This window comes from Thermogemmatispora sp. (assembly GCF_042408735.1).
Classification (GTDB): Bacteria; Chloroflexota; Ktedonobacteria; order Ktedonobacterales; family Ktedonobacteraceae; genus Thermogemmatispora.
The window spans coordinates 1-24,134 of record NZ_JBHOQV010000054.1 but is presented as its reverse complement, the minus strand read 5'-3'; the positions used below and the strand labels follow the sequence as shown (position 1 = coordinate 24,134).

Here is a 24,134-nt window from a genome sequence, read left to right as displayed (position 1 = left end):
CGGGGACCGAACCCAGGCAAGGAAGTCAGCCAGCCCGTCTATCTCCTCTCCTGATCAGCAGCGCGGTCACCCGGCTGTGCCATTCTATCTACTAATTAGGAAGGCAATCTCCACAAAAAAAAGAGCCAGCCCGGACGGTGCTGATCAAAAGGCCGGAGCGGGCTGGCTGCTGCTGGTGCGCTCTCTTACCTTACGAAGACGGCTGACGGTGGGAGGTCCGGCGCGGGCGCCTGGTGGTGGCAGCAGCAGAAGACTCTCCATTGGCCCGAAAGGCCGAAGGACAGAGCGGCACCAGCGGGCAGTCGGCGCAGCGCGGATCGCGCGCCCGGCAAAGGGCCCGCCCGTGGAAAATCAACAAATGCGACAGGTCCAGCCAATCCTTGCGCGGCACAATCCCCATCAAATCGCGCTCAATCTGCTCCGGGTCCTCGCTCACCGTCCAGCCCAGGCGGCGCGCCAGGCGCTTCACATGTGTATCCACCACGATCCCCTCCACAATCCCGAAGGCGTTGCCCAAGACCACATTGGCCGTCTTGCGCGCCACCCCTGGCAGCCTCAAGAGCGCCTCCATACTGCGTGGCACCTCGCCGCCATAGTCAGTGATCAAGCGCTGGCAGGTCAGCCGCAGATTGCGCGCCTTATTGCGATAGAAGCCGGTCGGCTTCACATCCTGCTCCAGCTCCTGCGGATCAGCCGTCGCAAAATCCTCAACCGTGCGATACTTGCGAAAGAGCTGGGCCGTCACCTCATTGACGCGCTCATCCGTACACTGGGCCGAAAGCTGGACCGCAATCAGCAACTGTAGCGGATTCTCGTAATTCAAAGTGCACTTCGCCTCGGGATAGAGACGACGCAGTTCAGCGATCACCGCCCGCACATGCTCAGGCGAAGCAGGTGGCGGCCCCTCATACGTTGGTGGCAACGTAGCCATACTCATCAACCAGCAGCGGCGCGGAGACCCCCGGCTTTATCCGTGGGGAGGAGCGCCGCTCACCTCCCTTCTTTTGGTATCCACACCCGCCAAGAACATGGAGCGAGCGCAACGATGCCCTCGCGGCGGGCGTTTTGCGTCAGCCGTCTCCCGTCCCGCATTACGAGCAAGCTGAGCCGATTGCCCATCTGCCCACCGACGTAGCAGAAGCCAAACTTCGGATGAAGCGCCTGCGCTCCGCGGCGCAGGCCAAGGCTGACCGTCCCGCCATGCCGCTTTCTTGCGCCGCCTTGGCCCGGATGTTGCAAGTGCAGGCTCCGGCAGCGGAATCGCCAGGGTACCATCCTGGCAAGCCCCGCGCAGTCCGGTTGCGTTCCACCAACCTCAGAGGCGGCCAAAACCCAGGCGTCTACTGCGTGCGCAAAAAACGTCTCGGCGGATTTCCGGCTCACCTTGTGCAACACAAACGTCTCCCGAAACTGTTTCGTTTTCCAGTCGGATCGGGTGACGACGGGCGTCATCCGGAACAGTTCTGCATAGAACCATCGCTTTCGGGTTTCGGCTTTGACCTCCTCGACAACAAAGGTCGTGATGGGATACAGCTCCGCGAGGAAGGCCGCAATCTTGAGTTTCCATCCCCAGCGGACTTGCGTGGACAGCGGGTTTGAAGCGCGGGAACGGTTCAACCGCGGTTTCCGGTTCGGTGTCTTTCGATCACGCCGGTGCCGTCGCAATGCCTGCCGGGTTGCCATTGCCTTCTTTCTTTACATGCGTGACGGCATCGGCATAGATATTCAAGCACGTGCGTTTTGGACCGACGACGCTGAAGCCTTTCCACTTTGAGCCGGGATCGATCCCACAGGCGACGGGCAGCACCGCGCCATCCGTGCGGTCCAGAAGCCGGATGGAGAAGAAGCCCTTCCGGAACCGTCGCCCCGTCCGGCCTTTGCTGACGAGTTCCCTCGCCCTTGCTGGATGACATGGCATGAGAGGCTTTCCATCAGCGGACAGGACAGGAACAGACTGCATGGAGGTTCCCCTCCCTCTCGCCCTTTCGAGCGGCAATTGCTCCTCGCCGCCGCTGGCCGCCAGAGAGGTCGCGAACTAGAGGAGCATCCGCGACATCCCTGCCCCGCCACGGGCGGGCGGCTCAGTCGCCTTCAGACGCCCCGGAATCCCCTCGCCAGGTCCGGCTGCCTGGCCGGGCTGGTCTTTCGCGGTCGGTGACCGCCTCGCAGTTTTCGCAGCCTGGCAAGACCGTCCCTCTCGCAAGCCACCGCCTGCTGCAGGCGGTGAGGGTACTTGACATTCCCTTCTCGCTCGACTTCCCGCCGACATTCGGGCCTATTATAGCACAGGCCAGCCCATCCAGGCAGCCATACGGGTGATATCATGAGAAAAAGAGGGACTTCGCTAAGGAGGAAAGCAGCCAATGACAGCCCACATCGACCTCAGCGCCTACCGTCGTTATTTCCCAGCCCTCCAGCGAGAGATCAACGGCCAGCCGGTCATCTACTGGGACAACCCCGGCGGCACCCAGGTCGCCCAGCAAGTCATTGAGGCCATGACCCGCTACCTGCGCGAGGCCAACGCCAACGCCCACGGCACCTTCTTCACCAGCCAGCGCACCGACGAGATCATCGCCACCGCGCGCCAGGCCATGGCCGACTTCCTCAACGCTGCCAGCCCGGCGGAGATCGTCTTCGGCCCCAACATGACAACCCTGACCTTCGCCTTCAGCCGGGCTATCGGCCAAACGCTGCAGGCGGGCGATGAAATCATCGTCACCGTCCTCGACCACGACGCCAACGTCGCCCCCTGGCTCGCCCTCCAGGAGCGCGGCGTAGTCATTCGCACCGTCGATATCCATCCCGAGAACGTCACCCTCAACCTGCAAGATCTGCAGGAGAAGATCAACGAGCGCACCCGCCTGGTGGCCGTCGGCTATGCCTCCAACGCCGTCGGCACCATCAACGACGTCCAGCGCATCACCCAGCTCGCCCACGCCGCTGGCGCCCTGGTATGGATCGATGCTGTTCAATATGCTCCCCATGGGCCGATCGACGTCCAGGCCCTCGACGTCGACTTTCTGGTCTGCTCGGCCTACAAATTCTTTGGGCCGCACCTGGGCATCCTTTACGGCAAGCGCCAGCACCTGGAGCACTTTCCGGCCTACAAGGTGCGGCCCGCCAGCAACGCCGTCCCCGAGCGCTGGGAGACCGGCACCCAAAACCACGAGGGAGTGGCCGGCCTGATCGGGGCCATAGACTACCTGACCCTCCTCGGAGAGAAGCAGGCGGCCCACTACGCTGCCGATCCCCGCCTATGCCCCTACCAGGGTCGACGCCGCAGCCTCAAAGTGGCCATGCAGGCCATCAGCGACTACGAACGCCAGCTTTCAGCCCAGCTACTGCCTGGCCTGCGCGAGATCAAAGGGCTGCGCATCTACGGGATCAGCGGCACAGCGCCCGACGAGCTGGCACAGCGAGTACCGACCGTCGCCTGCACCATCAACGGCCATCATCCGCGCGCCCTGGCGACGGCCCTGGGCGAGCGCGGCATCTTTGCCTGGGACGGCAACTACTATGCCCTGGGCCTTATGGAGCGCCTCGGTCTCGAAGGACGCGGCGGCGCCCTGCGCCTCGGCCTCTGCCACTACAACACGCCCGCCGAGATCGAGCGCGTCCTGAGCGTTCTGCAAGAGCTGGCCGGAGCTGGCAACTGACCCCAGTTAGCCGGGGTCTATCCGGTCGCCGGAGCAGAAGACCGGCGCGAGCAGTGCCAGCCAGCTAACCAGCCAGCCAGCGATCTGGGCGGCCAGGTGCTCCTGGCTGTCCGCGCTCGCGCCTGGCCATCCAACCCACCCAGGCGACGGGCGAGAGGGCTGGCGCTCTCTCGCCTTCGCTCTCGGCCAGCCTCCGGCTGAAGCCGGGGAGGGTTAGCCCCGTCGCAGCGTGACCGTGAAGGGTCCCCACTCGCCGATCAGCCCCTGGCCGTGGAGGGAGACACTGCGCCCATCTTCGATACTCTTCTCCGTCATCAGGCCCAGCGCCAGAACACAGCCCTCGATCTTGCACGGCACCTCACTATAGTGGCCAACCTCCCGCCCATCGAGGAAGAAACGCACCTCATCGCGGGCCTTACAGTAGCTGATCCCGTAGCGATGCCACTGCCAGGGCGCCGTCTCCACCGGCAGCTCATTAAAATCACAGAAGTACTTCGGCCTGACGGCCCGCTCCGGCTCGGGATCGGGAGGGGCTGGCACCCCGGGGAAGGGCAAGAGCGCATAAACCGTTGCGATCGTATCGTTCGAAACAAAGAAATCGAGCGCCATCCCCGTCGCGAAATCGAGCAGGTGGGCCGAAACGAAGCCATCGTAGAGATCGTGCGGCTTCGTATTGATGCCGCGTCCCCGCATCTCCCACTCAAAGAGAATCTCCCCCTCCTCCGGCATCGTAAAGCGGCGCGTCGAGAAAAACATATTTTTGGCGTTATCCAGGATCTGTACCTCGTTATGGAAGCGTGTCAGCGGAACCGCTGACACACGCAGACGATCGCCCTCGACGACCACTACCGCATTCGGCTCGCGGTAGCGCCAGAAACTGCCGTCCGGCAGCGGGAAGCCGCCGTACTCCCACTGGCGTTCAACGCCACTAATGATGCTATGGTAGCCAGAGTAGACGAGGCGCTCTTCGGCCTGATCCGGCGAAACTGGCGGCACCGCCGGTTGCTGCTGAATCTCCGTCATCTCCTTTTGCTCACCCACCTTTCTGCATAGGCGCGTCATCGGCGCGCTCACCCCGGCGCACCGATCACTTCATGCTACCACCCAGCCACCTGGCCGAACAAGGTCCGCCCCCCCACCTCTCGCTTCCCTCACAATCTCGCCTTCCCGGCCAGCGGCTGTGTCTCGCCACGTTCGCCGTCCGTATCAGATAATAGAGAGAAAGAGAGCACAACAGCACAGAAGCGAGTAGAGCGCACGAGTCGCTCTCAGCCAGAGCAGCCGAAAGGACAGGGCCCAACCATGAAAATCCTTGTCTTCAACGCCGGTTCCAGCAGCCAGAAGACCAGACTATACGAAGTACAGACCTCACTGCCGTCCGAAGCGCCAGCCCCCTTATGGGAAGCCAGCGCCGACTGGTCGCACGAAGCGGGCAAAACCGAGCTGACCATTCGCAGAAAGGGAGCAGAAGAGCACCACGAGACGCTGGCCTTTAGCGAGCGGCCAGCCGTCCTCAAGCGCATCGTGGCCAGCCTCACCAGTGGACCAACGCGGGCTATTGAAGGGGCTGAAGAGATTACAGCGATTGGGCACCGCGTCGTTCACGGCGGCGCCCACTACAGCGAACCGAGCCTCATCACTCCCGAGCTGAAAGCCGCCATCGAGCGTCTGCAAGTGCTGGCCCCATCTCACAACCGCGCCAGTCTGGAAGCCATCGCCATCGCCGAGGAAGCTTTTCCCCAGGCACAGCAGATCGCCGTCTTTGACACGGCCTTTCACCGTCACCTTCCCCTGCCGGCCCAAATCTACCCTGGTCCCTACGAGTGGTTCGCCCAGGGCCTGCGCCGCTACGGCTTCCACGGACTCAGCCACCATTACAGTGCGCGCCGTGCGGCCCAGCTCCTGGGCCGCGACTTGAGCAGCCTGCGCCTCATCACCTGCCACCTCGGCAACGGCTGCTCGCTGGCGGCCATCCTCGGCGGAGAAAGCATCGAAACCACGATGGGCTTCACCCCAATGGAAGGGCTGATGATGGGGACCCGCTCCGGCTCTCTCGATCCCGGCCTGCTCCTCTATCTGCTGCGTCACGGCGGCTACAGCCCCGATGATCTCGACCGCATCCTCAACCGCGAATCCGGCCTGCTGGGGATCTCGGGCCTCTCTGGTGACATGCGCCTCATCCTCCAGGCACGCGCCGAAGGGAACCGGCGGGCGCGTCTGGCCTTCAACACCTTTATCCACCGCCTGCGGCTGCAGATTGGCGCCATGCTAGCTGTCCTGGGCGGGGTCGACGCCCTCGTCTTCACCGGCGGCATCGGCGAGCACGCGCCCGAGGTCCGGGCCGCCGCCTGCGAGACCCTGGGCTTCCTCGGCCTGGCCCTTGATCCTGCGCGCAACGCCAACCCTGGCAGCGACGCCGATATCGCCAGCCCCAACTCAGCCGTGCGCGTCCTGGTCATTCGCGCCGAAGAAGACTGGATGATCGCCGAAGCCTGCTGGCGCCTGCTGCAGCAGCGTCCCTTGACCTGAGCAGCGGCCCGCAGGGGACCATCGAGAGCGGCACAGCCTTGCTGCCGGCCTCCCTCTCCTCCAGGTCCCCAAACAAAGGGCTGCTTGGGAGCCATGAAGGTCCCGAGCAGCCGGAGCGCGTTCCATCCCGCGCGCATGAGACTGAGCCGCCGGCCCTTGAGGGTTGGAGGTGTTCCCGCCCGGCTTTAGGGTAGAGCTGCTCCCACCAGTTCGGCGATATCCTTCACCCCATGCTCTTGCATGAAGCGCTCGATCCCCTCGAGCACCAGCACCCCGGTCCGTGGATTGACAAAGTTGGCCGTACCGATCTGGATCGCCTGCGCGCCGGCCATGATAAAGGCCAGGGCATCTGAGGCCGAGGCAATGCCGCCAATGCCAATGACCGGTACGGCAGGCCCCTGGCCACCCTGGCCGCGCAACTCGCGTGCCACCTCATAGACCATGCGCAAAGCCAGCGGCCTGATCGCCGGTCCCGACAGACCTCCGGTTCCGTGGGCCGGGAGGGGGCGCCGAGCCTCAATATCGATGTCCAGGGCAGTCAAGGTATTGATGAGGGAGACGGCATCGGCCCCAGCCTCAGCGGCCGCCAGAGCGGTCGGACGGGCATCGCCGCTATTAGGCGAGAGCTTGACAATCACCGGCAGGGTCGTACTCTGACGCACGGCCTCCGTCACAGCAGCCACCGCCTCGGGACTATCGCCGAAGACCCGGCCCCCCGCGCGCACGTTGGGGCAGGAGACGTTGACCTCCAGACCCGCGACGCCCGGCACACCCTCCAGGCGCTCAGCCAGCTCGGCGAACTCTTCGACCGTCTCTCCGGCGATGTTGACAATCACCGGCGTCTGCCAGGTGGCCCAGATCGGAGCATACTTGCGAATCACCACCTCGACGCCAGGGTTCTGCAGGCCAATGGCGTTGAGCAGCCCCGCTGGCACCTCGCGCGTGCGCGGCTGCGGATTGCCGCGGCGCGGGCGCAGGGTCGTTCCCTTGCTGACAATGGCCCCCAGGCGCTCAATCTCAGCGATCCTGGCATACTCCAGACCATAGCCGCAGGTTCCGGCAGCCAACATCACCGGATTGCGCAGCCATAGACTGCTCTTGCGTCCCGCCGCCAGTTCGACCGCGAGCTGCATTTCAGCTCCCCCGCGCCTGATTAATGGCAGCGCGCAGGTGTCGCGCCGCTTCTCCGGCCGCCGCGGCGTAGTCGTGACCGGCATCAGCATAGAGGATTGCCCGAGAGACCGCCACCAGGATTCCCCCACCGTGGGCGTCGAGGCCGGCCCGGACCGCGGCCTCTAGCTCGCCCCCCTGGGTTCCAACGCCAGGGACCAGCAGCGGCAGCTCCGGACACCGCGCTCTAATGGCCGCCAGCTCGCGCGGGTAGGTCGCCCCGGCCACCAGGCCACAGTTGCCGTGCTGCTCCTGCCAGCGCCGCACGCGCTCCGCCACCACCAGATAGAGTGGTGTGGCCTGAGAGCCTGCCCCTTCCGGCGCTCCCTCGCCCACCTCAGCAGACTGCACCAGCAGGTCCTGGAAGTCGCGCGCACCCGGATTCGAGGTGCGACAGAGCACAAAGACCAGCTTCTCACGATAGGCCAGGAAGGGCTGGAGACCATCGTAGCCGAGGTAGGGCTGCACCGTCACGGCATCGCAACCAAGCTGCTCGAAAATGGCCCTGGCGTAGGCGCGGGCCGTGTGTCCGATATCGCCGCGCTTGGCATCAGCAATTACCGGCACCTCCGGTGGAATGGCCGCCAGAACTTCGCTCAGTAGCGACCAGCCTTGCGGCCCCAGGGCCTCAAAGAAAGCCAGATTGGGCTTGTAGGCACAGGCATAGGGCAGCGTTGCCTCCACGATCTCGCGACAGAAACGCACCAGGGCCTCCGGGCCGCCCCCACGCAGCGGCTCCGGCAGGCGCTCCAGCTCGGGATCAAGCCCAACACATAGCAGACTCTCGCGCTCACGGCTGGCCCGCTGCCACTTCTCCAAAAAGCCCGGCCCGCTCATGACGCCCTCCCTCCCGGCCTACCCAGGCCGCGACTGCCGGGCTTCGTCAACGGCAGTCCCTGGGCGCAGAGCGGACAGGCAGCCGGCTCATAGGTGCGCGCCGCCACCGTCAGCAGCGCCTGACAGGGCACAGGAAACTGGCCCGCTGCTGCGCCGCCGCTGCGATCCAGCAGTACCGCGATTCCCACCACCGTCGGCTCATAGACCAGCAGGGCCTGCAGCGTCTCTTGCAGCGACAGCCCTGTCGTCAGGACATCGTCGACCACCAGGACGCGCTCGCCCTGCCGCAGGCTAAAGCCTCGGCGTAGCTCCCTCCCGCCCCCAGCCGCCGGCTCCACCACCAGGCAGCGCGCCCCAAGCTGACGGGCTACTTCCTGAGCCAACAGCGCCCCGCCGGTCGTGGGGCCAGCCACGGCCTCGATCTCCTGGCGGCCATGGCGCGCCACAATCTCAGCACAGAGCTGCTCGGTCACACGCGGCCACTCCAGCAGGCGGAACTTTTCCCAGTACTCGTCGCTGTGCCGCCCAGATGTCAGCACAAAGTGCCCTTTCGAGACAACGCCCAGACGCTCAAAGAGCGCCTGCAGCTCGCTTCCTTCCATCATCAAACCGCACCCGTCGTATCATTCATAACATCCACCAGATGAAACAACGCTTTTCTTTCCGGCCGGCTGGGCTTCTGCCCAGTTTGGGGCCTCCGCCAGGGCTAAGAGCGCCCCCATCCTCTTTCCCACGCCTGGCAGGGTGACGCGCACCAGCCCGCCGGAGACCACCAGGCACATTAACCAGCCAGCCTATTTGACGCTGAGGACGATGACATCGAAGATCAGGTCCGAGTTAGCCGGAATCGAGCCTTGGGCCTGGTTACCGTAGCCCAGCTTGGCCGGAATATAGAGGCGGCGAATCGTCCCCGGCTTGACGCCGACCAGGCCCTCATCCCAACCCTTAATGACCTGCCCCTTGCCCAGCGTAAACGAGAAGGGCTGGCCCTTGTTGTCATAGGAGCTATCGAACTTCTTGCAGGTGCTGGCCAACCAGCCAACGTACTCCACCTCTACCGTGCTGCCATTCCTGGCCGCCGGGCCGCTGCCGGTACGAATATCTAAATACTTGAGACCGTCGCTCTTGACCACAGGCGTCCCATTGACCGCCGGCGCCGTCGCCGGCCCTGCCGTTGGCGTGGCCGTGGCGCTGTAGATCGAAGGCACCTGGGCAGAGGCGCTGCTATCGATAAAGCAGTTGCGCGCCAGCGCCGTGGCGGTGGCGTTGGCATGCGCTTTGCTGACAGCGGTGGCGGTAGCCTCACGCGAGGCTGCCTGCTGAGCGCTGACGCGCTGATACTGCCAGAAGCCCAGCGCGGCCAGCACAACGATGACGAGCGTAACAGTAGTGGCGATGATCAACTGTTGACGCCTCCGACGCCGCACCTGACGCCTGATGCGCTCCTGCTGGCGCTGCCCCGGACGGCGCTGTCTCGGCGACCCTCCTTTTTTCCCTTGTGCTGTCTGCGTCATACACTCTCCTCTGTCGATCTGTGAGTGATGAATGCCTGCCCCGGTGGTGATGGTGGTGCATTGTTACGCTGAGATTAACATGTTTCCTCCACTCTGACAAGAGCAAGCCTGCGCAAGCCGCCCGTTCCCGGCCAGCGGCCCACCTCGCCCCATCTCCTTTCAATCAGGGGATCCGGACGAGAGCTGCAGGCCGCCCGCGAGCCTGGTCGTTCGTCTCTCAGCTAAAACTCGACAATTGAAGCAATCTATGCTAGAATGCTTCTAGCAGCGTCACTAGAGTCTCTCTACTACTGCACAGCAGCATAGTTCATCTCATATAATATGGCAAAGGCGTTAGACGCCATGCTCTTGTCATTGAGGGGACTCAGCAGCGATTGACTTCTGATCCAACTAAAGGAGAGAGTATGCCTTCCCAGGGATATGTGCGCTTTCCTACGATCTACCGCGACCAAATTGTCTTTGTGGCTGAAGATGACCTGTGGCTTGTTTCGAGCGAGGGAGGACGGGCTGAGCGCTTAACCGCGGGGGCGGGGGCGATCAGCCATCCCCATTTCTCGCCCGATGGCAGCCAACTGGCCTTTGTCGGCCACGAGGAGGGTCCTAGCGAGGTCTTTCTGATGCCGGCGGCAGGAGGCCCGGCCCGCCGTTTGACCTATCAGGCGTCGCCCTGCAAAGTCCTGGGCTGGACCCCAACGGGCGACGCCATTCTCTACGCCAGCAGCGCCGCTCAGATGAGCCAGCACTACGAGGTAATCTACGCCGTCAGTCCCGCCGGCGGCCTGCCGCGCCAGCTTCCTTATGGGGCCGCCAACGAAATTTCCTTTGGGCCAAAAGGCGGGGTTGTCCTTGGGCGCAACATTCGCGAGGCCGCCTATTGGAAACGCTACCGCGGCGGCACCGTCGGCCACCTGTGGTGTGATCGCGAGGGGACGGGGCACTTTGAGCGCCTGTTGCGCATCGATGGCAACATCAGTTCTCCTTGCTGGGTGGGAGAGCGCATCTATTTCCTTTCCGACCATGAAGGGATCGGCAATGTGTATTCCTGTACTCCCGAGGGGGAGGATCTGCGCCGCCATACCCATCACGAAGATTTCTACGCCCGCAACCTTTCCAGCGATGGTCTGCGCCTGGTCTATCACGCGGGGGCCGATCTCTACCTCTTTGACCCGAGCAGCGAGCGGACGCGCCGCCTGGAGGTCTTCCTCCCGAGTCAGCGCCCGCAGCGCAATCGCAAGTTCGTCCCGGCAGCGCACTATCTCGATACCTACGCCCTCCACCCTCAGGGCCATATGGTGGCCCTCACGACGCGCGGCAAGGCGTTCTCTTTCGGGAACTGGGAAGGTCCGGTCATTCAGCACGGCGAGCCTGACGGCGTGCGCTACCGCTTTCTGAAATGGCTCAACGATGGGCGTCGCCTGGTGGCGATCTGCGACGCTCCTGGACGCGAAACGCTGGTGATCTTCGATCCAGAGAGCGCTGCTGAGCCTCGTCTTTACCCGGAGATCGAATTTGGGCGGGCCCTAACCCTGGAGGTCTCCCCGGTAGCCGATGAGGTAGCAATCACCAATCATCGCAACGAGCTACTGCTTGTCGATCTGGTCGAGGGGCGGGCCCGCCTCCTTGACCGCAGTTCGTTTGGCCAGATCGAGCAGGTGGCCTGGTCGCCCGACGGGCGCTGGCTGGCCTACAGCTTCCCCTCCAGTCCCCAGCAAACGGCCATCAAGCTCTGCCACCTGGAGAGCGGCGAGCTGGCTTTTGCGACGCACCCGCTGCTGCGGGATGTGGCCCCCTCCTTTGATCCCGAGGGGAAGTTTCTCTATTTCTTGGGCTATCGCATCTTCAACCCTGTCTATGACGCCCTGCAGTTCGACCTGAATTTCCCGCGGGGCGTGAAGCCCTACGCCATTATGCTGCGCCGTGATCAGCGCTCACCCTTTACGCCGGAGCCACGCGCCCCCCAGCCGAATGGACGCGAGAAAGAGGAACGGCGCACTCCTCCCCCAGGGGGCGAGGCCGCTGCTCGGGGAGAGCGCAAAGAAGAGGGCGAGGAGGAGAGCGGCGAGGAGGCTCAGCGGCGGCCCGCGCCCATCACTATCGACCTGGAAGGGATCAGCGAGCGCGTCCTGCCGTTCCCTGTCCCCGAAGGGCGCTATCGCAAGGTACGCGGCCTGAAGGGCAAGGTGCTCTTTCTGAGCTTCCCGATTGAGGGCGCCCTGCATAATCAGAACGACGGCCAGACCCCTCCCGCGCGCGGCCACATCGAGTGCTACGACCTGGAGAACCAGAAGTACGAATGGCTGGTCGATGGCGTCGACGATTTCGAGCTGGCCCGCGATGGGCGGATGCTGATCTACCGCGCTGGTCATCATCTGCGTGTCATTAAGGCCGGTGAGAAGGCCCCTAAAGGCGAGAACGGCGAGCGAGCCAGCCGAGAGACGGGCTGGCTGGACCTGAGCCGTGTCAAGGTCTCGGTGCAGCCGGCTGCCGAGTGGCGCCAGATGTTCGACGAGGCCTGGCGCCTGCAACGCGAGCAGTTTTGGGATGAGGATATGTCTGGCATCGATTGGGAGGCGGTCCATGCCCAGTATGCTCCTCTGCTGGAGCGGGTCGCTTCGCGCTCGGAGCTGTCCGATTTGCTTTGGGAGCTGCAGGGCGAGCTGGGCACCTCCCATGCCTATGAGATGGGCGGGGAATATCGCCACGGACCACGCTATCGCCAGGGCTTCCTGGGCGTCGATTGGCTCTACGATTCCGAAAGCGAGCGCTATCGCATCGCCCGCATTGTACGGGGAGACCCCTCCGATAGTCGCGCCTCTTCCCCTCTTACGGCCCCAGGCTTGCAGGTGGCTGAGGGTGACGCGGTGCTGGCTATCAACGGTCAGCGCGTGGGAGCCCGGCGCAGCCCCGAGGAGCTGCTGGTCAACCAAGCCCATAACGAGGTGCAGCTGACGATCGAGAGCGCTACCACCGGCGAGGTACGCACAATCACGGTGAAGGCCCTGGCCAGCGAGCGCCGCGCTCGTTATCGTGATTGGGTTGAACACAATCGACGCCTGGTCCATGAGCTATCTGAGGGGAAGGTCGGCTATATCCATATCCCCGACATGGGCGCCGAAGGCTACGCCGAGTTTCATCGCAGCTACCTCAGTGAGTACGATCGCCCGGCCCTCTTGATCGATGTACGCTGGAACGAGGGTGGCCACGTCTCACCGCTGCTGCTCGAAAAGTTGGCTCGTCGCCGCCTCGGCTACGATTTCCCCCGCTGGGGCCAGCCGATTCCTTATCCACCGGAGTCGCCGTGCGGCCCAATGGTTGCCCTGACCAACGAGCAGGCCGGCTCGGACGGCGATATCTTTAGCCACTGCTTTAAGCTGATGGGCCTGGGACCGCTGATCGGCAAGCGCACCTGGGGAGGGGTGATCGGTATCAGCCCCCGCCATCGCCTGGTCGATGGGACACGTACCACTCAGCCGGAGTTTGCTTTCTGGTTCAAAGATGTGGGCTGGAATGTCGAGAACTACGGCACTGATCCCGATATCGAGGTGGATATCGCCCCCCAGGACTACGCCACCGGCCATGACCCCCAGCTAGAGCGCGCCGTCGCAGAAGCCCTGCGCCTGCTGGAGAGCTACCCGCTGCTGGAGCCTAAGCCCGGCGAACGCCCGCGCCGCTCTCGCCCTCGTCTGTTTGGCTCTTCTCCAAGAGAGGAGGCCGCCTCTGGCAGCGACTCCGCACCCGCCGACGATATGGAGACGGCGGCCGACTGAGTGAGCTGGATGGCTTGCGGGACGGCGGTCGCCCTCTCCTCTGCTCTGCCCCCGGCTGACGAGCGAACTGCTGTCCCGCTCCGGACTTGCCAGCAGACGCGGCTCACGGCGGCCAGATGTCCTCTCTCCGCACCAGGCCAGCGCGCAGGATCAGAGGCCATGAAGGAAGGCCCCACAGGCAGGGAGCGGCCTGGCAAACGAGCCGCCAGGCTCCAACTGAGGAACCTTCCGCGGCGCGGCTTCTCTCCGCCGCCCCAAGGGAGGGTCGGTCTTCAGCGCGTATAGACCTGCCTTCCCGCAACCCAGACGGCGGCCACGACCTCCGCTGAGGCACCGAAAAAGAGGCTATCGAGCAGGCTATCAGGGGTCCAGCCCTGGAGCATAGGGTGCTCCAGATCAACCGCTACCAGATCGGCCAGGCGACCGGCTTCGAGGCGCCCACCCTCAACTCCCAGTGCCGCCGCTCCATGCTCGCAGCCACAGGTCAGCAGATAGGGGCCTGGCGAGGCATCCGGCTCGGTCACCAGGACGCGCCGCTGACCATAGCGCAGGCGCGCCGTATATTCGGCCCAGCGCAGTTCTTCAAATGGATCCAGACGCGTATTGCTATCGGAGCCAATGGCCAGCGCAATGCCCTGGGCACGCAACTCACGATAGGGCGGGATACCATCGCCCAGGTCGCCTTCGGTTGTGGGACAGAGGCAGACCGTTGTGCGCGAATCGGCCAGGAGGGCCAGCTCGTTGCCATCGGCATGCGTGGCATGGACAACAGTGGTCTGCGGCCCAAGTACCTCACAGCGCGCCAGCAATTCTATTGGACGGCACCCACAGGCCGCCAGGCAGCTTTCGATCTCCGCCGGCTGCTCGTCGGCATGGATATGCAGCGGCAGGCGATGCTGCCGGCTGTAAGCAGCGATGGCGCGCAGCCAGTCCTCGGGAACCGCCCGCACCGAGTGCGGCGCCAGCCCTATCGCCACCCCCAGAGCGCGCAGAGCCTCAACGCGCTCCAGATAGGCAGCCAGCGAGGGATCACAGAAGCGACGCTGCTCCTCTAAGGCTGGCTGGCCAAAGTCGTTGCGCATATAGGCGGCCAGCAACAGCACCAGCCGGATACCCGCTTCGCGAGCGGCCTGCAGCAGGGCCTCGGCCATCAGGGTCGGAGGGCTGTAGGGCCGGCCGTCGGGCCGATGGTGAACATAGTGGAACTCGCCGACCGTCGTGTAGCCTGCGGCCAGCATCTCGCGGTAGGTGACCCGTGCCAGGACGCGGAGGCGCTCAGGGTCGAGACGCTGGGCCTCGGCATACATGGCCTGGCGCCAGCTCCAGAAGGTATCTCGCCCGCTGACAGGCCGCTGAGCCTGACCGCGCAGCGCGCGCTGGAAGACATGGCTGTGGACATTCACAAAGCCGGGCAGCAGCGCCTTACCAGGCAGCCGCTCCAGCACAGCCCCCGCAGGCAAAACAAAGGGCCTGCCAGCGACCACCCGCGGCTGCAGTCCAGCAATACGCCCATCTTCGGCGAGGGCCACCAGCACATCGCTCTGCCAGCCCTGGGACGTGTAGACATACTCAGGCCATAGGTAACGCATGGCCAGCACCCTCCTCTTTCTTCGATCAGCGCTCCGCTCAGCCAGCCGTCCCCCCCTTTCTCCTCAGACAGGACTCAACCACAACGCAGACGCGGAGCACTCGAGCCGCGTACCAGCAGGCGGCCCTTGAGAATGACCCGCCGCGTCGGACGCTCAGGCTCGGCCACCCGCTGCAGCAGCAGCTCGGTGGCTGTTTTGCCAATTTCATAGGTTGGCTGCTCGATGAGCGTAATCGGCGGCTGCACCAGCGAGGCCCAGGTTGTTTCATCAAAGGTCACCAGGGCCACATCCTCGGGAATACGCAGGCCCCGCTCACGGATGGCCTCCAAAGCCCCCGCCGCCAGCAGACTGTTGGTGGTGAGCACAGCCTCGGGCGGCTCGGCCAACTCTAACAGGCGCAGGGCAGCCGCATAGCCAGCCTCGATCTGCGGCGGCACAAAGCGCACCAGCTCGGCACTCGGCTGCACCCCATAGGCCCGCAACGCCTGCTCATAGCCGGTACAGCGCTCCCTCCCGGTGGTACTGCGCTCGCCGCAGATAGCGGCAATGCGCCGATAGCCATTATCCAGCAGGTGCCTGGTCAGACGATAGGCCGAATCCACGTTGTCAAGTAAGACCATATCAACGTCAGCGTCAGGAATCGAGCGATCAATCACAACGACCGCAAAGCCCGCTTCCAGCTCGCGCAGCCCCGCCGCCGTCGGCCCGGTCGGCGAGAGAATAACCCCCGCCACGTTGGCATCGCGCATGACATTGAGATAAATGCTCTCCTTTTTGGGATCCTCGTCGGTATTGCAGAGAATCAGACTGTAGCCCTCCTCGTAGGCCGTATCCTCAACCGCCCGGCTGATAGCCGTGAAAAAAGGATTGCGAATGTCTGAGACGATGAGGCCAATGGTCGTGGTCTGCTGAGCACGCAGGCTGCGCGCAATCAGATTGGGCCGATACTCTAGCTCCTTGATGGCTTTCAAGACTCGCTCGCGCAGGGCCGGACGCACGTGGGGACTGTTGGCCAGCACCCGCGACACGGTGGCCGTCGATACGCCCGCTGCTCTGGCTACCTCTTTGATGCTCGCCATGCACGCTCTCCGAATGCCTCTTGTGATTGCCTTGCTTCGCTTGCTCGGGCTGACCTGACTCCAGTCGATTTGAATCTTACTATACCACAATTTTGTATCTCGGCATATCACCATGCGGCCATTCCAGTAACTATCTTGAAATCGTTTACAAAAATCTCTGCCATTATCGGCCAAAAAGGCCAGTTTTTTGGCCTTCCAGGCCGCGCCACAAGGAGGGATACTTGACAAATTTATTGTAATCGTTTACAAATAGAGAAGAGTGTGTGCCCTGGCTCCTATCCCTGGAGGCAACCATGATTCGCATAAGTGAGCAGCAAGTGCGGCTGCGGGCGCAGGCCGCAGATAAGCAAGGAGCCATTCGCCAGGCGGGTGACCTCCTGGTGCGCAGTGGCTGCATCGAGGCAGGCTACATTGACAGTATGCTGCAGCGTGAGCAGGTCGCCAATACCTATCTTGGCAACGGCATTGCTATTCCCCACGGATTGCCCCGCGATCAAGAGCTGATCCATCGCACAGGGATCGCTGTGCTGCAGTTGCCCGCTGGCGTGACCTGGAACCCCGGTGAGATCGTCCATCTGGTTGTTGCCATTGCCGCCCGCTCTGACGAGCATATCGACGCTTTGCGGCGGCTGACACGGGTGCTTGGCGATGCGACCGCTGTCGAACGCCTGATCCAGACTACTGACCCCCGCGATATTATCGAGGCCCTCACCGGTGAGCGGCCCGCTGTCCCCAGCGCCGTGACCGACTATGCCGCTTCGTTCGAGGCAGTAATTCAGAATCGTACCGGGCTACACGCCCGGCCAGCGGCGCGCTTCGTAGAGCTAGCTCGCGCCTTCCAGGCAGCCATTCGCGTGCGCTATGGCGAGCGTGTCGCCGATGGTAAGAGCCTGATTGCTCTGCTTCAGCTTGGGGCCGAGCGCGGCGCCAGGATTCGGGTCTCCGCCGAAGGTCCCGATGCAGCCCAGGCTCTGGCCACCTTGCAGGCGGCTATCGCCACTGGGCTGGGCGACGAGCTGGAGCCGCCGCCAGCGCGCGACGAGTCTCCCTCAGATGCTGGACTGCGCTGGGCTGCGCGCTCGGCGGCGGCCATTTACAGTGGCCTCGGGGCTTCCAGCGGCCTGGCGATCGCTCCCCTGCAGCGCTACCGTCGTGAGCGGCTGGAGGTTGTCGATCAGCCGCTTGATCCCGCCAGCGACGGCCTGGCCCTGCAGCGCGCGCTCGATGCCGCTCAGGCTGAGCTGGACCGGATCTACGAGGAGGTGCGGACGCGCCTCGGTTCAAGCCGGGCGGCGATCTTCCGCGCTCATCGCGAGTTCTTGCAGGATGCCGAGCTTATTCAGGAGGCCGTGCGTCTGATCTATGCCGGTCAGGGGGCGGCCTGGGCCTGGCAGCAGGCCATCAGCAGGCGCGTGAGCCAGCTTCAGCAGATCGATGATCCGGTCCTGGCTGGGCGGGCAGTGGATCTGAGCGACGTCGGTGAGCGGGTGTTGCGCCACTTGCTGGGAGTGGCCACATCAGGTCAGCCTGCCGGGGCTTTCTCTAGCGGTGGCCCGGTGATCCTGGTGGCCGAGGATCTGACCCCTTCGGATACGGCCGCCCTCGATCCGGACATCGTGCGTGGACTGTGTACGGCGCGCGGCGGTCCAACCTCGCATACGGCTATTATCGCTCGTTCACAGGGCATTCCCGCCGTGGTGGCCGCCGGCGAGGGGGTGCTGGCCCTCGCCGATGGGACGCCCGCTATTCTCGACGGCTTCAATGGACGCCTCTATGTGAAGCCCAGTGAGGCCGATCTGGCTGAGGCCCGCGCCCTCCAGGAGCGGCTGCTCCGGCAGGAGGAGGCGGCTCAGCGGCAGCGTTTCGCTCCGGCGGTGACGCGCGACGGCCACCATGTGGAGATTGCGGCTAACGTCAACCGCGCTGAGGAGGTTCCGCAGGCCCTGGACGCCGGCGCTGAGGGCGTCGGCTTGATGCGTACGGAATTCCTGTTTCTGGGCCGGGCCGCTCCCCCTTCGGAGGATGAGCAGTACGCGGCTTACTGCGCAATGGCCCGTGCTTTGAATGGGCGTCCTCTGATCATCCGCACGCTGGATATCGGCGGTGATAAGCAGGTGCCCTACCTTCAGTTGTCTGCCGAGGATTCCTCTTTTCTGGGCCTGCGCGGCATTCGCCTGTGTCTGGCCTACCCCGATCTTTTTGTGACACAGCTGCGCGCGCTCTATCGCGCTGCGGCCTGTGGGCCGATCAGCATTCTGTTCCCGATGATTGCTACTCTGGAGGATTTTGCCCAGGCCCGTGACTATGCCGAGCGCGTGCGGCAGGAACTGAATGCGCCGCGTTTGCCATTGGGCATGATGGTCGAGGTGCCTTCGGCAGTCCTGCTGGCCGAGGAGTTCGCCGCGGAGGTCGATTTCTTCTCGATCGGTACGAATGATCTGACGCAGTACACGCTGGCCATGGATCGCCTTCATCCACGGCTGGCCCGCCAGGCCGACGCCCTTCATCCTGCCGTCCTGCGCATGGTCGCGCGCACAGTGGAGGCGGCGCGCGCCGCTGGTAAGTGGGTCGGTGTCTGCGGCGGACTGGCGAGCGAGCCATTGGGGGCCGCGCTCCTGGTCGGCCTTGGTGTTTCAGAGTTAAGCGTGACGATCCCCGCCCTGGCCACGGTCAAAGCCCAGATTCGTAGCCGCTCGCTGGCCGAACTGCAAACGTTGGCTCAACGGGCTTTGCGCTGCCACACAGCAGAGGAGGTACGCGCCTTATGAAGGTGGCCACGGTAACTCTTAATCCGGCAATCGATCAGACGGTGCGGGTGGCTACCCTGAAGCCAGGCCATGTCCACCGGGCCCGGACGATGTTGCTACAGGCCGGCGGCAAGGGAATTAATGTGGCAGCCTTTCTGGCTGCCAGCGGTTGCCCGGTCACGGCGACGGGCTTCTTGGGAGACGAGAATGCCGCCCTCTTCGAACGCTTCTTTGCTGAGCGCGGGATCAGCGACGCCTTTGTGCGTCTGCCAGGCCAGACGCGCATCGATATCAAGATTGTTGACGAGGAACGGCGTGAGACGACCGATATCAATTTGCCGGGCCTGGCTCCTTCGGAGGAGGCGCTGTCAGCGCTCTGGCAAACCATCGAGGAACTGGCCACCGAGTGCCGCTGGTTCGTGTTGGCCGGCGCCCTGCCGCCAGCGGTCCCTGGCTCCCTCTATGCCATGCTCATCGCACGCCTGAAGGCTCTGGACCGGTTGACGGTCCTCGATGCCAGCGGCGAGGCCCTCGCTCAGGGCATTCTGGCCGGCCCTACGCTGGTTAAGCCGAACCGCGCGGAGCTAGAGCAATTGGTCGGTCGGTCGTTGACCAGCCTGACTGAGATCGCCCAGGCAGCTCGCTCGCTGCTGCAACACGATATTCGGCGGGTCGTGGTCTCACTCGGCGAGCAAGGGGCGCTCTTTGTGGAGCGCGAGCAGGTTCTGCAGGCCGTTCCTCCAGCGGTGACGGTCGAGAGCACGGTCGGGGCCGGCGATGCGATGGTGGCTGCCCTGGTGCTGGCCGAGCTGAAGGGCCTCGATCTGGCCTCCACAGCCCGTCTGGCGACGGCCTATGCCCTGGCCCGCATTACGCGCCTCGATGGGAGCTTGCCCTCACCGTCTGTACTGGAGCGCTATAGCGAGCGCGTGCAGCTCGCTCCGCTGGCCCTGCTGACCGCGGAAGGCTAGCCTGGTCTCTCGCGCCCGCATTCTGGTCCATTCCCGCCCTCGTTTCTGGAGGCTGAGTCGCTGCGCTGGCTGGGCTGTGAGCAGCGAGCTGGGCAACCGGACGGCATGGTCCTTGCTGGTGGCCAGGCCGCCAGTTGGCCTGGTCACCAGCGGGCCAGTCTTCTCCCACTGGTCAGGTCAGGTCCGCCCCGGCGCAGAACAGCTCGGGAAGGCAGGCAATCGGCCGATCAGCGACTGAGCGTTGTGCCAACTCTCTCTATCTACGAGCAACGAAGCAGCGTCGTTTCGTCTACACCTAGCCTAGCACACACAAAGGAGTTCGCAATGGCACGGATTGTAGCCATCACCTCATGCCCTACGGGCATTGCCCACACCTTTATGGCCGCTGAGGGCCTGCAGCGCGGGGCCGAGGCTCTGGGCCATACTATCAAAGTCGAGACCCAGGGATCGGTAGGGGCCCAGAATACCTTGACTCCAGAGGAGATCGCCGCTGCCGATGTGGTGATTATCGCCGCCGATACCAAGGTGGATCTGAGCCGCTTCGGTGCCAAGACGATCTATGAGACCTCAACCAGCGCCGCTATCAAGGACGGCCAAAGCGTCATTCAGGAGGCCCTCGCACGGGCCGAGGCCGCCTCTCGCCAGGCGACCACCACGAGTGCAAGCGGCGCCTCCAGGGCCGAGTCAGGCGAGGGCAGCGACTATCTGGCCCGGGTCCAACAGGCCAAGGCAGCGCGCGCTCAGGCCCGGCGTGGTCCCTACAAGCACTTGCTGACCGGCGTCTCCTATATGATCCCCTTTGTTGTGGCCGGAGGAATCCTGATCGCCCTGGCCTTCGCTATCGCCGGCTATCGTATCGCTTTCTACGATACCTCCAATCTGACTACCTTGACTACGGGCTTTACCGCCAATCCCCTGCAGTCGGTGGGGGCCGCCCTCTTCGTGATCGGCGCTAAGGCGGGCTTCTTGCTCTTCGTGCCCATCCTCTCGGGCTTCATCGCTTATTCGATCGCCGATCGACCTGGCATCGCCCCAGGCATGATCGGGGGGGTTCTGGCCAGCCTGACCGGCTCGGGCTTCCTGGGTGGGATCATCGCCGGTTTCCTGGCTGGCTACCTGGTCTATTGGATGAACCGTAGCATTCGCCTGCCCAGCAATCTGGCTGGACTGATGCCGGTACTGATCCTGCCTCTGTTCGGTTCGCTGATCGTGGGCCTGCTGATGCTCTACGTGATCGGCACGCCGGTGGCCCTGCTCAATCAGGTCCTGGTCAACGCTCTCAAGGATCTGCAGGGGGCCAACGCCGCTGTGCTGGGCCTGATTATTGGTCTGATGATGGCCTTCGATATGGGAGGCCCGGTCAATAAGGCGGCCTACGCTTTTTCAACGGGTCTGCTGCTCGACCCCCATAATCCTGTCTATCTGCCGATGGCCGCGGCAATGGCCGCCGGCATGACGCCACCCCTCGGCTTGGCTCTGGCCACCCTGCTCTTTAAGAATCGCTTCACCCCCGATGAGCGCGAGGCCGGTAAGGCCGCCTGGGTCCTGGGCCTCTCGTTCATCACGGAGGGCGCCATTCCTTTCGCCGCCAACGATCCGTTGCGGGTCATTCCTTCTATCATGGTCGGCTCGGCTGTGACTGGAGCGCTCTCGGCCTTCTTCGGCTGCCAGCTCCACGTGCCCCACGGAGGGATCTGGGTCATGTTCCTCCCGGGCGTGGTCGGTAATTTGCCACAGTACCTGCTCTCTATCGTGGTGGGAACGCTGGTGACCACCGGCATGCTCTTCGTGCTCAAGCGCCCCATCGCGGTCGAGCAAGAACGCCTGGAGGCGGCGCTGGCCTGAGCGAGAAGTTGCCCCTCAACCTCAAGCCGGAGCAGCCAGGGTAGAGCCTGTCAAGGGCACCAAGGAGGACCAGAGGCGGCGTCAGGGGATGAGACGGTTGGCCTGCTAGAGTGCCAGCCCTGTCCCATCCCCTGGCGGGTCAATAGGGGGGAGGAGCCACTCCACGCGGTCATGCCGGGACTTCGCACCCTCCCAGACAGGCCAGGCAGACAGTTGGGACAGCCAGCGAGAGCGCCGGCCACCTTTTTATCGAAAGCCAGCTAGCGGCCCGGCTGCCAGACCGCCGTTCAGGCCCTTAGAGATGCGAGCCAGAAGAGCAGCACGAGCACGGTGAGAGAATAGGGAGGGAGAAATGGCAATCATTGGCGCTTTCACCAGCCCCGGTGCGCCTGCGGCCATTGTCCCCCCGTCGGACGCAGGTCAAGGGCACCCTCTCGCTCTGGATCGTCACCGGACACAAGCCTCTTCCATTCATCGTGCCAGCGCCCTTCCAGCAGTGGCTGACCCCCAGGCCAGGACCATCGAGGGTTTCACAGCCATCGAGCGCAAGGGACCGCTTGTGGGGCGGCTCACCCTCACGCTGGCAGGGGCGTCGGGTCTCCAACAGAGGATCCCGAGGCTGCCCGCGTGGTCGGAAGTGATCTCAACGAGAGCAAGGTGCTGGGAGCTGTGGATGGCCAGGACCGGAGGCACTGTGTGAGCGGGAAGGCAGTGCAGGTCCAGACCCGCCGGACCATCAGGCCGCGGGCGCGCCTGTAGCGAAAGCCGGCGGCTCGCAAGGCCCAGCACTGGGACAAGCAGAGTGTCCGGTGGGCGCTGAAACGGCTCGGCCGTCGGCAACGGCACCGCGCCCAGACCTTTGCCCAGACCGTGGCGAAGCGGCTCGTGCAGTCGGCGCCGCCACAGGCGGTTCTGGCCTTCGAGCGGCTGCCGATGCCCCCGGACCCGCTCGCGTGTCAGGGGGCAAGCGCTCCGGCCCTGGGCGGCGCAGCAGGCCCAGGAGCGTGGGCTACGCGTCGTGGAGGTCGACCCGGCCTATACCCGTCGTATCTGTTTCCGCTGAGGGCGACGAGGAAGCCGTCGCCGGCACCTTTGCACCCGCCCCCCAGTGCGGGGACGGGGAGCAGGCCAATGTCAATGTGGTGCGGAACATTCGCGGGCGTACACCCTGGACTGCCTTGTGGGGCAGTGAACTGCGAACTGCTGTCAATCAGCTCTGAAGCCTGGCCTAATCAGGCCGCGGGCAAGCTCCTGGCCTGGGCCAGGAGTCGTTGACAGGTCCTGTTGAGGTAAACTTAGTTGCCAATCTCCCAGAATTTGATATCATAGTGATGGGTGATGTTAGCGTACCTCACCCAGGCAGCAGCCTCTTGGGGTGTTCCAGAACCGTAGTTGACGCTGATGATGGGCGTGGCCCCCCACCTGGCGTACAACTTGCATGAAACGGTCAAAGGTCACGAGACCAGCATTGTCCTGGTCTGGCTCGATGGTGTTGCTCTGCTACTGAAAAACATCAGTGGCCGACCGACCTGGATAGCGCATGACGTGTACTCCGCCGGCCCGCAGAAGGGCAGGCACCTGGGCGTCGAGAAGATGGCCGTACCAGACGGCATTCTTCACGTCAAAGGCTAGAGGGGTAATAAGGGTTGCCGCCTGCTGGGGAAGAACGCGGATGGCAGCCCTCGCCGAGATGGTTGCCGTCCTGTCTCCTGCGGCCCTCCGCCCTTCGTCCGAGCCGCGACCGCGGGAACGTTGCCAAGGCAGAGGAGCAGCAGCACGGCAACGGCCAGGAGCTTCGCTCAGCCGCGTTGGCTTTCCCTCGGCGATGGAGACTTCCCTGCCATTGCTGGTCCTCCTTTGCTGATGAGCCGGCGCGGACACGCGCGCTCTTCTCCGGAGAGGTAGCAGACTGACTGGCTGGCCGATCGTGCGCCGCGTCTCGTCTCGCCTGTTCCGACCCAGCCCGGCCCGAGCAGGGAGGGAAGGGATCCTACACAGGCCACGCTAGCTCTCCGACCTTCTCCGGCTCACCCCGGTGCGTCTCTCCGTCCTTCAAGCGAGGCGCGTGGCTGTGCCCTTTTTCGTAACCGTTACCGTAATCGATTACGCAAGTATATAATTTGGAAGGTTTTTGATTGTCAAGAGTGGGACAATAGCAGGCAGGATGGAACCGTCGGGATGCTTGTGCTTATGCTAGCGTTTCGGTATACTTATCTCGTAAGCAGGTAACCGGAGCAGGTCACCTGTCAACTCTCACGGAGTAGAGCAGGAACCCGGAGCAGCAAAGCAGAGTAGAGACGACATGAAGGCAGGTTTCCACCGGCCTGCCTGCCTTGAGGCAGTTATGTTCCACATGCAGCGGAGGCGAAAAGCAAACACCTATGGCCCACAAAGTCACGATACTCGATATTGCACGCCTGGCGAAGGTCT

At 63.9% G+C, this 24,134-nt stretch carries 17 protein-coding genes; 7 read left to right on the top strand and 10 right to left on the bottom strand.

Annotated features, from left to right (window positions below; genetic code table 11):
* Positions 1-190: 190 nt before the first annotated feature.
* Genes nth through ACFMO7_RS03670 form a run of 3 tightly spaced genes read right to left on the bottom strand, consistent with a single transcriptional unit; the run spans position 191 to position 1,960 of the window.
* On the bottom strand, positions 191-931 hold the full coding sequence (nth, locus tag ACFMO7_RS03680; RefSeq protein ID WP_376794180.1) for an endonuclease III: 741 nt from the start codon (positions 929-931) through the stop codon (positions 191-193).
* Positions 932-990: 59 nt separating this feature from the next.
* Positions 991-1,683: an RRXRR domain-containing protein gene (locus ACFMO7_RS03675; RefSeq protein WP_376794179.1), complete on the bottom strand. Its 693-nt coding sequence runs from the start codon at positions 1,681-1,683 to the stop codon at positions 991-993.
* Positions 1,646-1,960 carry an RRXRR domain-containing protein gene (locus ACFMO7_RS03670; RefSeq protein ID WP_376794178.1) on the bottom strand — a complete coding sequence of 105 codons (315 nt, stop codon included), beginning with the start codon at positions 1,958-1,960 and terminating at the stop codon, positions 1,646-1,648. The genes ACFMO7_RS03675 and ACFMO7_RS03670 overlap by 38 nt, the downstream gene beginning before the upstream one ends.
* A 403-nt stretch (positions 1,961-2,363) precedes the next feature.
* On the opposite strand from ACFMO7_RS03670, the gene ACFMO7_RS03665 reads away from it, so the two are divergent.
* Positions 2,364-3,656: a cysteine desulfurase-like protein gene (locus ACFMO7_RS03665; RefSeq protein WP_376794177.1), complete on the top strand. Its 1,293-nt coding sequence runs from the start codon at positions 2,364-2,366 to the stop codon at positions 3,654-3,656.
* 213 nt (positions 3,657-3,869) lie between these two features.
* On the opposite strand, the gene ACFMO7_RS03660 is transcribed toward ACFMO7_RS03665, so the two are convergent.
* Positions 3,870-4,679, bottom strand: coding sequence for a DUF6081 family protein (locus ACFMO7_RS03660; RefSeq protein ID WP_376794176.1), 810 nt, complete (start codon positions 4,677-4,679; stop codon positions 3,870-3,872).
* Positions 4,680-4,958: 279 nt separating this feature from the next.
* On the opposite strand from ACFMO7_RS03660, the gene ACFMO7_RS03655 reads away from it, so the two are divergent.
* Entirely contained in the window at positions 4,959-6,185 is a 1,227-nt protein-coding gene (locus ACFMO7_RS03655; protein ID WP_376794175.1) for an acetate/propionate family kinase, read from the top strand.
* Between the two features lie 185 nt (positions 6,186-6,370).
* Here ACFMO7_RS03655 and ACFMO7_RS03650 read toward each other — a convergent pair whose 3' ends face one another.
* From ACFMO7_RS03650 to ACFMO7_RS03635, 4 genes are all read right to left on the bottom strand, one after another.
* A complete protein-coding gene (locus tag ACFMO7_RS03650; protein WP_376794174.1) occupies positions 6,371-7,318 on the bottom strand; it encodes a dihydroorotate dehydrogenase in 948 nt (315 codons plus the stop codon).
* 1 nt (position 7,319) lies between these two features.
* Positions 7,320-8,192 (bottom strand): orotidine-5'-phosphate decarboxylase, encoded by an 873-nt coding sequence (gene pyrF, locus ACFMO7_RS03645; RefSeq protein WP_376794173.1) that lies wholly within the window; start codon positions 8,190-8,192, stop codon positions 7,320-7,322.
* On the bottom strand, positions 8,189-8,797 hold the full coding sequence (pyrE, locus tag ACFMO7_RS03640; protein ID WP_376794172.1) for an orotate phosphoribosyltransferase: 609 nt from the start codon (positions 8,795-8,797) through the stop codon (positions 8,189-8,191). Before pyrE ends, pyrF begins: the two co-directional genes overlap by 4 nt.
* Positions 8,798-8,986: 189 nt before the next feature.
* Entirely contained in the window at positions 8,987-9,706 is a 720-nt protein-coding gene (locus ACFMO7_RS03635; RefSeq protein ID WP_376794171.1) for an FKBP-type peptidyl-prolyl cis-trans isomerase, read from the bottom strand.
* Positions 9,707-10,110: 404 nt separating this feature from the next.
* Between ACFMO7_RS03635 and ACFMO7_RS03630 the strand changes: the two genes are divergently transcribed.
* Positions 10,111-13,473: a PDZ domain-containing protein gene (locus ACFMO7_RS03630; protein ID WP_376794170.1), complete on the top strand. Its 3,363-nt coding sequence runs from the start codon at positions 10,111-10,113 to the stop codon at positions 13,471-13,473.
* A gap of 272 nt (positions 13,474-13,745) precedes the next feature.
* On the opposite strand, the gene ACFMO7_RS03625 is transcribed toward ACFMO7_RS03630, so the two are convergent.
* Positions 13,746-15,062 carry a formimidoylglutamate deiminase gene (locus ACFMO7_RS03625; RefSeq protein WP_376794169.1) on the bottom strand — a complete coding sequence of 439 codons (1,317 nt, stop codon included), beginning with the start codon at positions 15,060-15,062 and terminating at the stop codon, positions 13,746-13,748.
* Between the two features lie 74 nt (positions 15,063-15,136).
* Entirely contained in the window at positions 15,137-16,141 is a 1,005-nt protein-coding gene (locus ACFMO7_RS03620; RefSeq protein ID WP_376794168.1) for a LacI family DNA-binding transcriptional regulator, read from the bottom strand.
* Between the two features lie 293 nt (positions 16,142-16,434).
* On the opposite strand from ACFMO7_RS03620, the gene ptsP reads away from it, so the two are divergent.
* The 4 genes from ptsP to ACFMO7_RS03600 all read left to right on the top strand — a co-directional run bounded on the left by ptsP (position 16,435) and on the right by ACFMO7_RS03600 (position 23,336).
* Complete coding sequence (ptsP, locus tag ACFMO7_RS03615) at positions 16,435-18,909, top strand: phosphoenolpyruvate--protein phosphotransferase (protein ID WP_376794167.1); 2,475 nt, start codon at positions 16,435-16,437, stop codon at positions 18,907-18,909.
* Positions 18,906-19,859 (top strand): 1-phosphofructokinase, encoded by a 954-nt coding sequence (pfkB, locus tag ACFMO7_RS03610; protein ID WP_376794166.1) that lies wholly within the window; start codon positions 18,906-18,908, stop codon positions 19,857-19,859. The genes ptsP and pfkB overlap by 4 nt, the downstream gene beginning before the upstream one ends.
* 324 nt (positions 19,860-20,183) lie before the next feature.
* Positions 20,184-21,704: a PTS fructose transporter subunit IIC gene (locus ACFMO7_RS03605; protein ID WP_376794165.1), complete on the top strand. Its 1,521-nt coding sequence runs from the start codon at positions 20,184-20,186 to the stop codon at positions 21,702-21,704.
* 1,392 nt (positions 21,705-23,096) lie between these two features.
* A complete protein-coding gene (locus ACFMO7_RS03600; protein WP_376794164.1) occupies positions 23,097-23,336 on the top strand; it encodes a hypothetical protein in 240 nt (79 codons plus the stop codon).
* The last annotated feature ends 798 nt before the right edge of the window (positions 23,337-24,134 follow it).

Coding starts and splice junctions, on each gene's coding strand:
- ACFMO7_RS03675 (WP_376794179.1), bottom strand. CDS start 1,683: ATGGCAACCCGGCAGGCATTGCGACGGCACCGGCGTGATCGAAAGACA.
- ACFMO7_RS03625 (WP_376794169.1), bottom strand. CDS start 15,062: ATGCGTTACCTATGGCCTGAGTATGTCTACACGTCCCAGGGCTGGCAG.
- nth (WP_376794180.1), bottom strand. CDS start 931: ATGGCTACGTTGCCACCAACGTATGAGGGGCCGCCACCTGCTTCGCCT.
- pfkB (WP_376794166.1), top strand. CDS start 18,906: ATGAAGGTGGCCACGGTAACTCTTAATCCGGCAATCGATCAGACGGTG.
- ACFMO7_RS03605 (WP_376794165.1), top strand. CDS start 20,184: ATGGCACGGATTGTAGCCATCACCTCATGCCCTACGGGCATTGCCCAC.
- ACFMO7_RS03635 (WP_376794171.1), bottom strand. CDS start 9,706: ATGACGCAGACAGCACAAGGGAAAAAAGGAGGGTCGCCGAGACAGCGC.
- ACFMO7_RS03665 (WP_376794177.1), top strand. CDS start 2,364: ATGACAGCCCACATCGACCTCAGCGCCTACCGTCGTTATTTCCCAGCC.
- ACFMO7_RS03660 (WP_376794176.1), bottom strand. CDS start 4,679: ATGACGGAGATTCAGCAGCAACCGGCGGTGCCGCCAGTTTCGCCGGAT.
- pyrE (WP_376794172.1), bottom strand. CDS start 8,797: ATGATGGAAGGAAGCGAGCTGCAGGCGCTCTTTGAGCGTCTGGGCGTT.
- ACFMO7_RS03655 (WP_376794175.1), top strand. CDS start 4,959: ATGAAAATCCTTGTCTTCAACGCCGGTTCCAGCAGCCAGAAGACCAGA.
- ACFMO7_RS03670 (WP_376794178.1), bottom strand. CDS start 1,960: ATGCAGTCTGTTCCTGTCCTGTCCGCTGATGGAAAGCCTCTCATGCCA.
- pyrF (WP_376794173.1), bottom strand. CDS start 8,192: ATGAGCGGGCCGGGCTTTTTGGAGAAGTGGCAGCGGGCCAGCCGTGAG.
- ACFMO7_RS03630 (WP_376794170.1), top strand. CDS start 10,111: ATGCCTTCCCAGGGATATGTGCGCTTTCCTACGATCTACCGCGACCAA.
- ptsP (WP_376794167.1), top strand. CDS start 16,435: ATGATTCGCATAAGTGAGCAGCAAGTGCGGCTGCGGGCGCAGGCCGCA.
- ACFMO7_RS03650 (WP_376794174.1), bottom strand. CDS start 7,318: ATGCAGCTCGCGGTCGAACTGGCGGCGGGACGCAAGAGCAGTCTATGG.
- ACFMO7_RS03620 (WP_376794168.1), bottom strand. CDS start 16,141: ATGGCGAGCATCAAAGAGGTAGCCAGAGCAGCGGGCGTATCGACGGCC.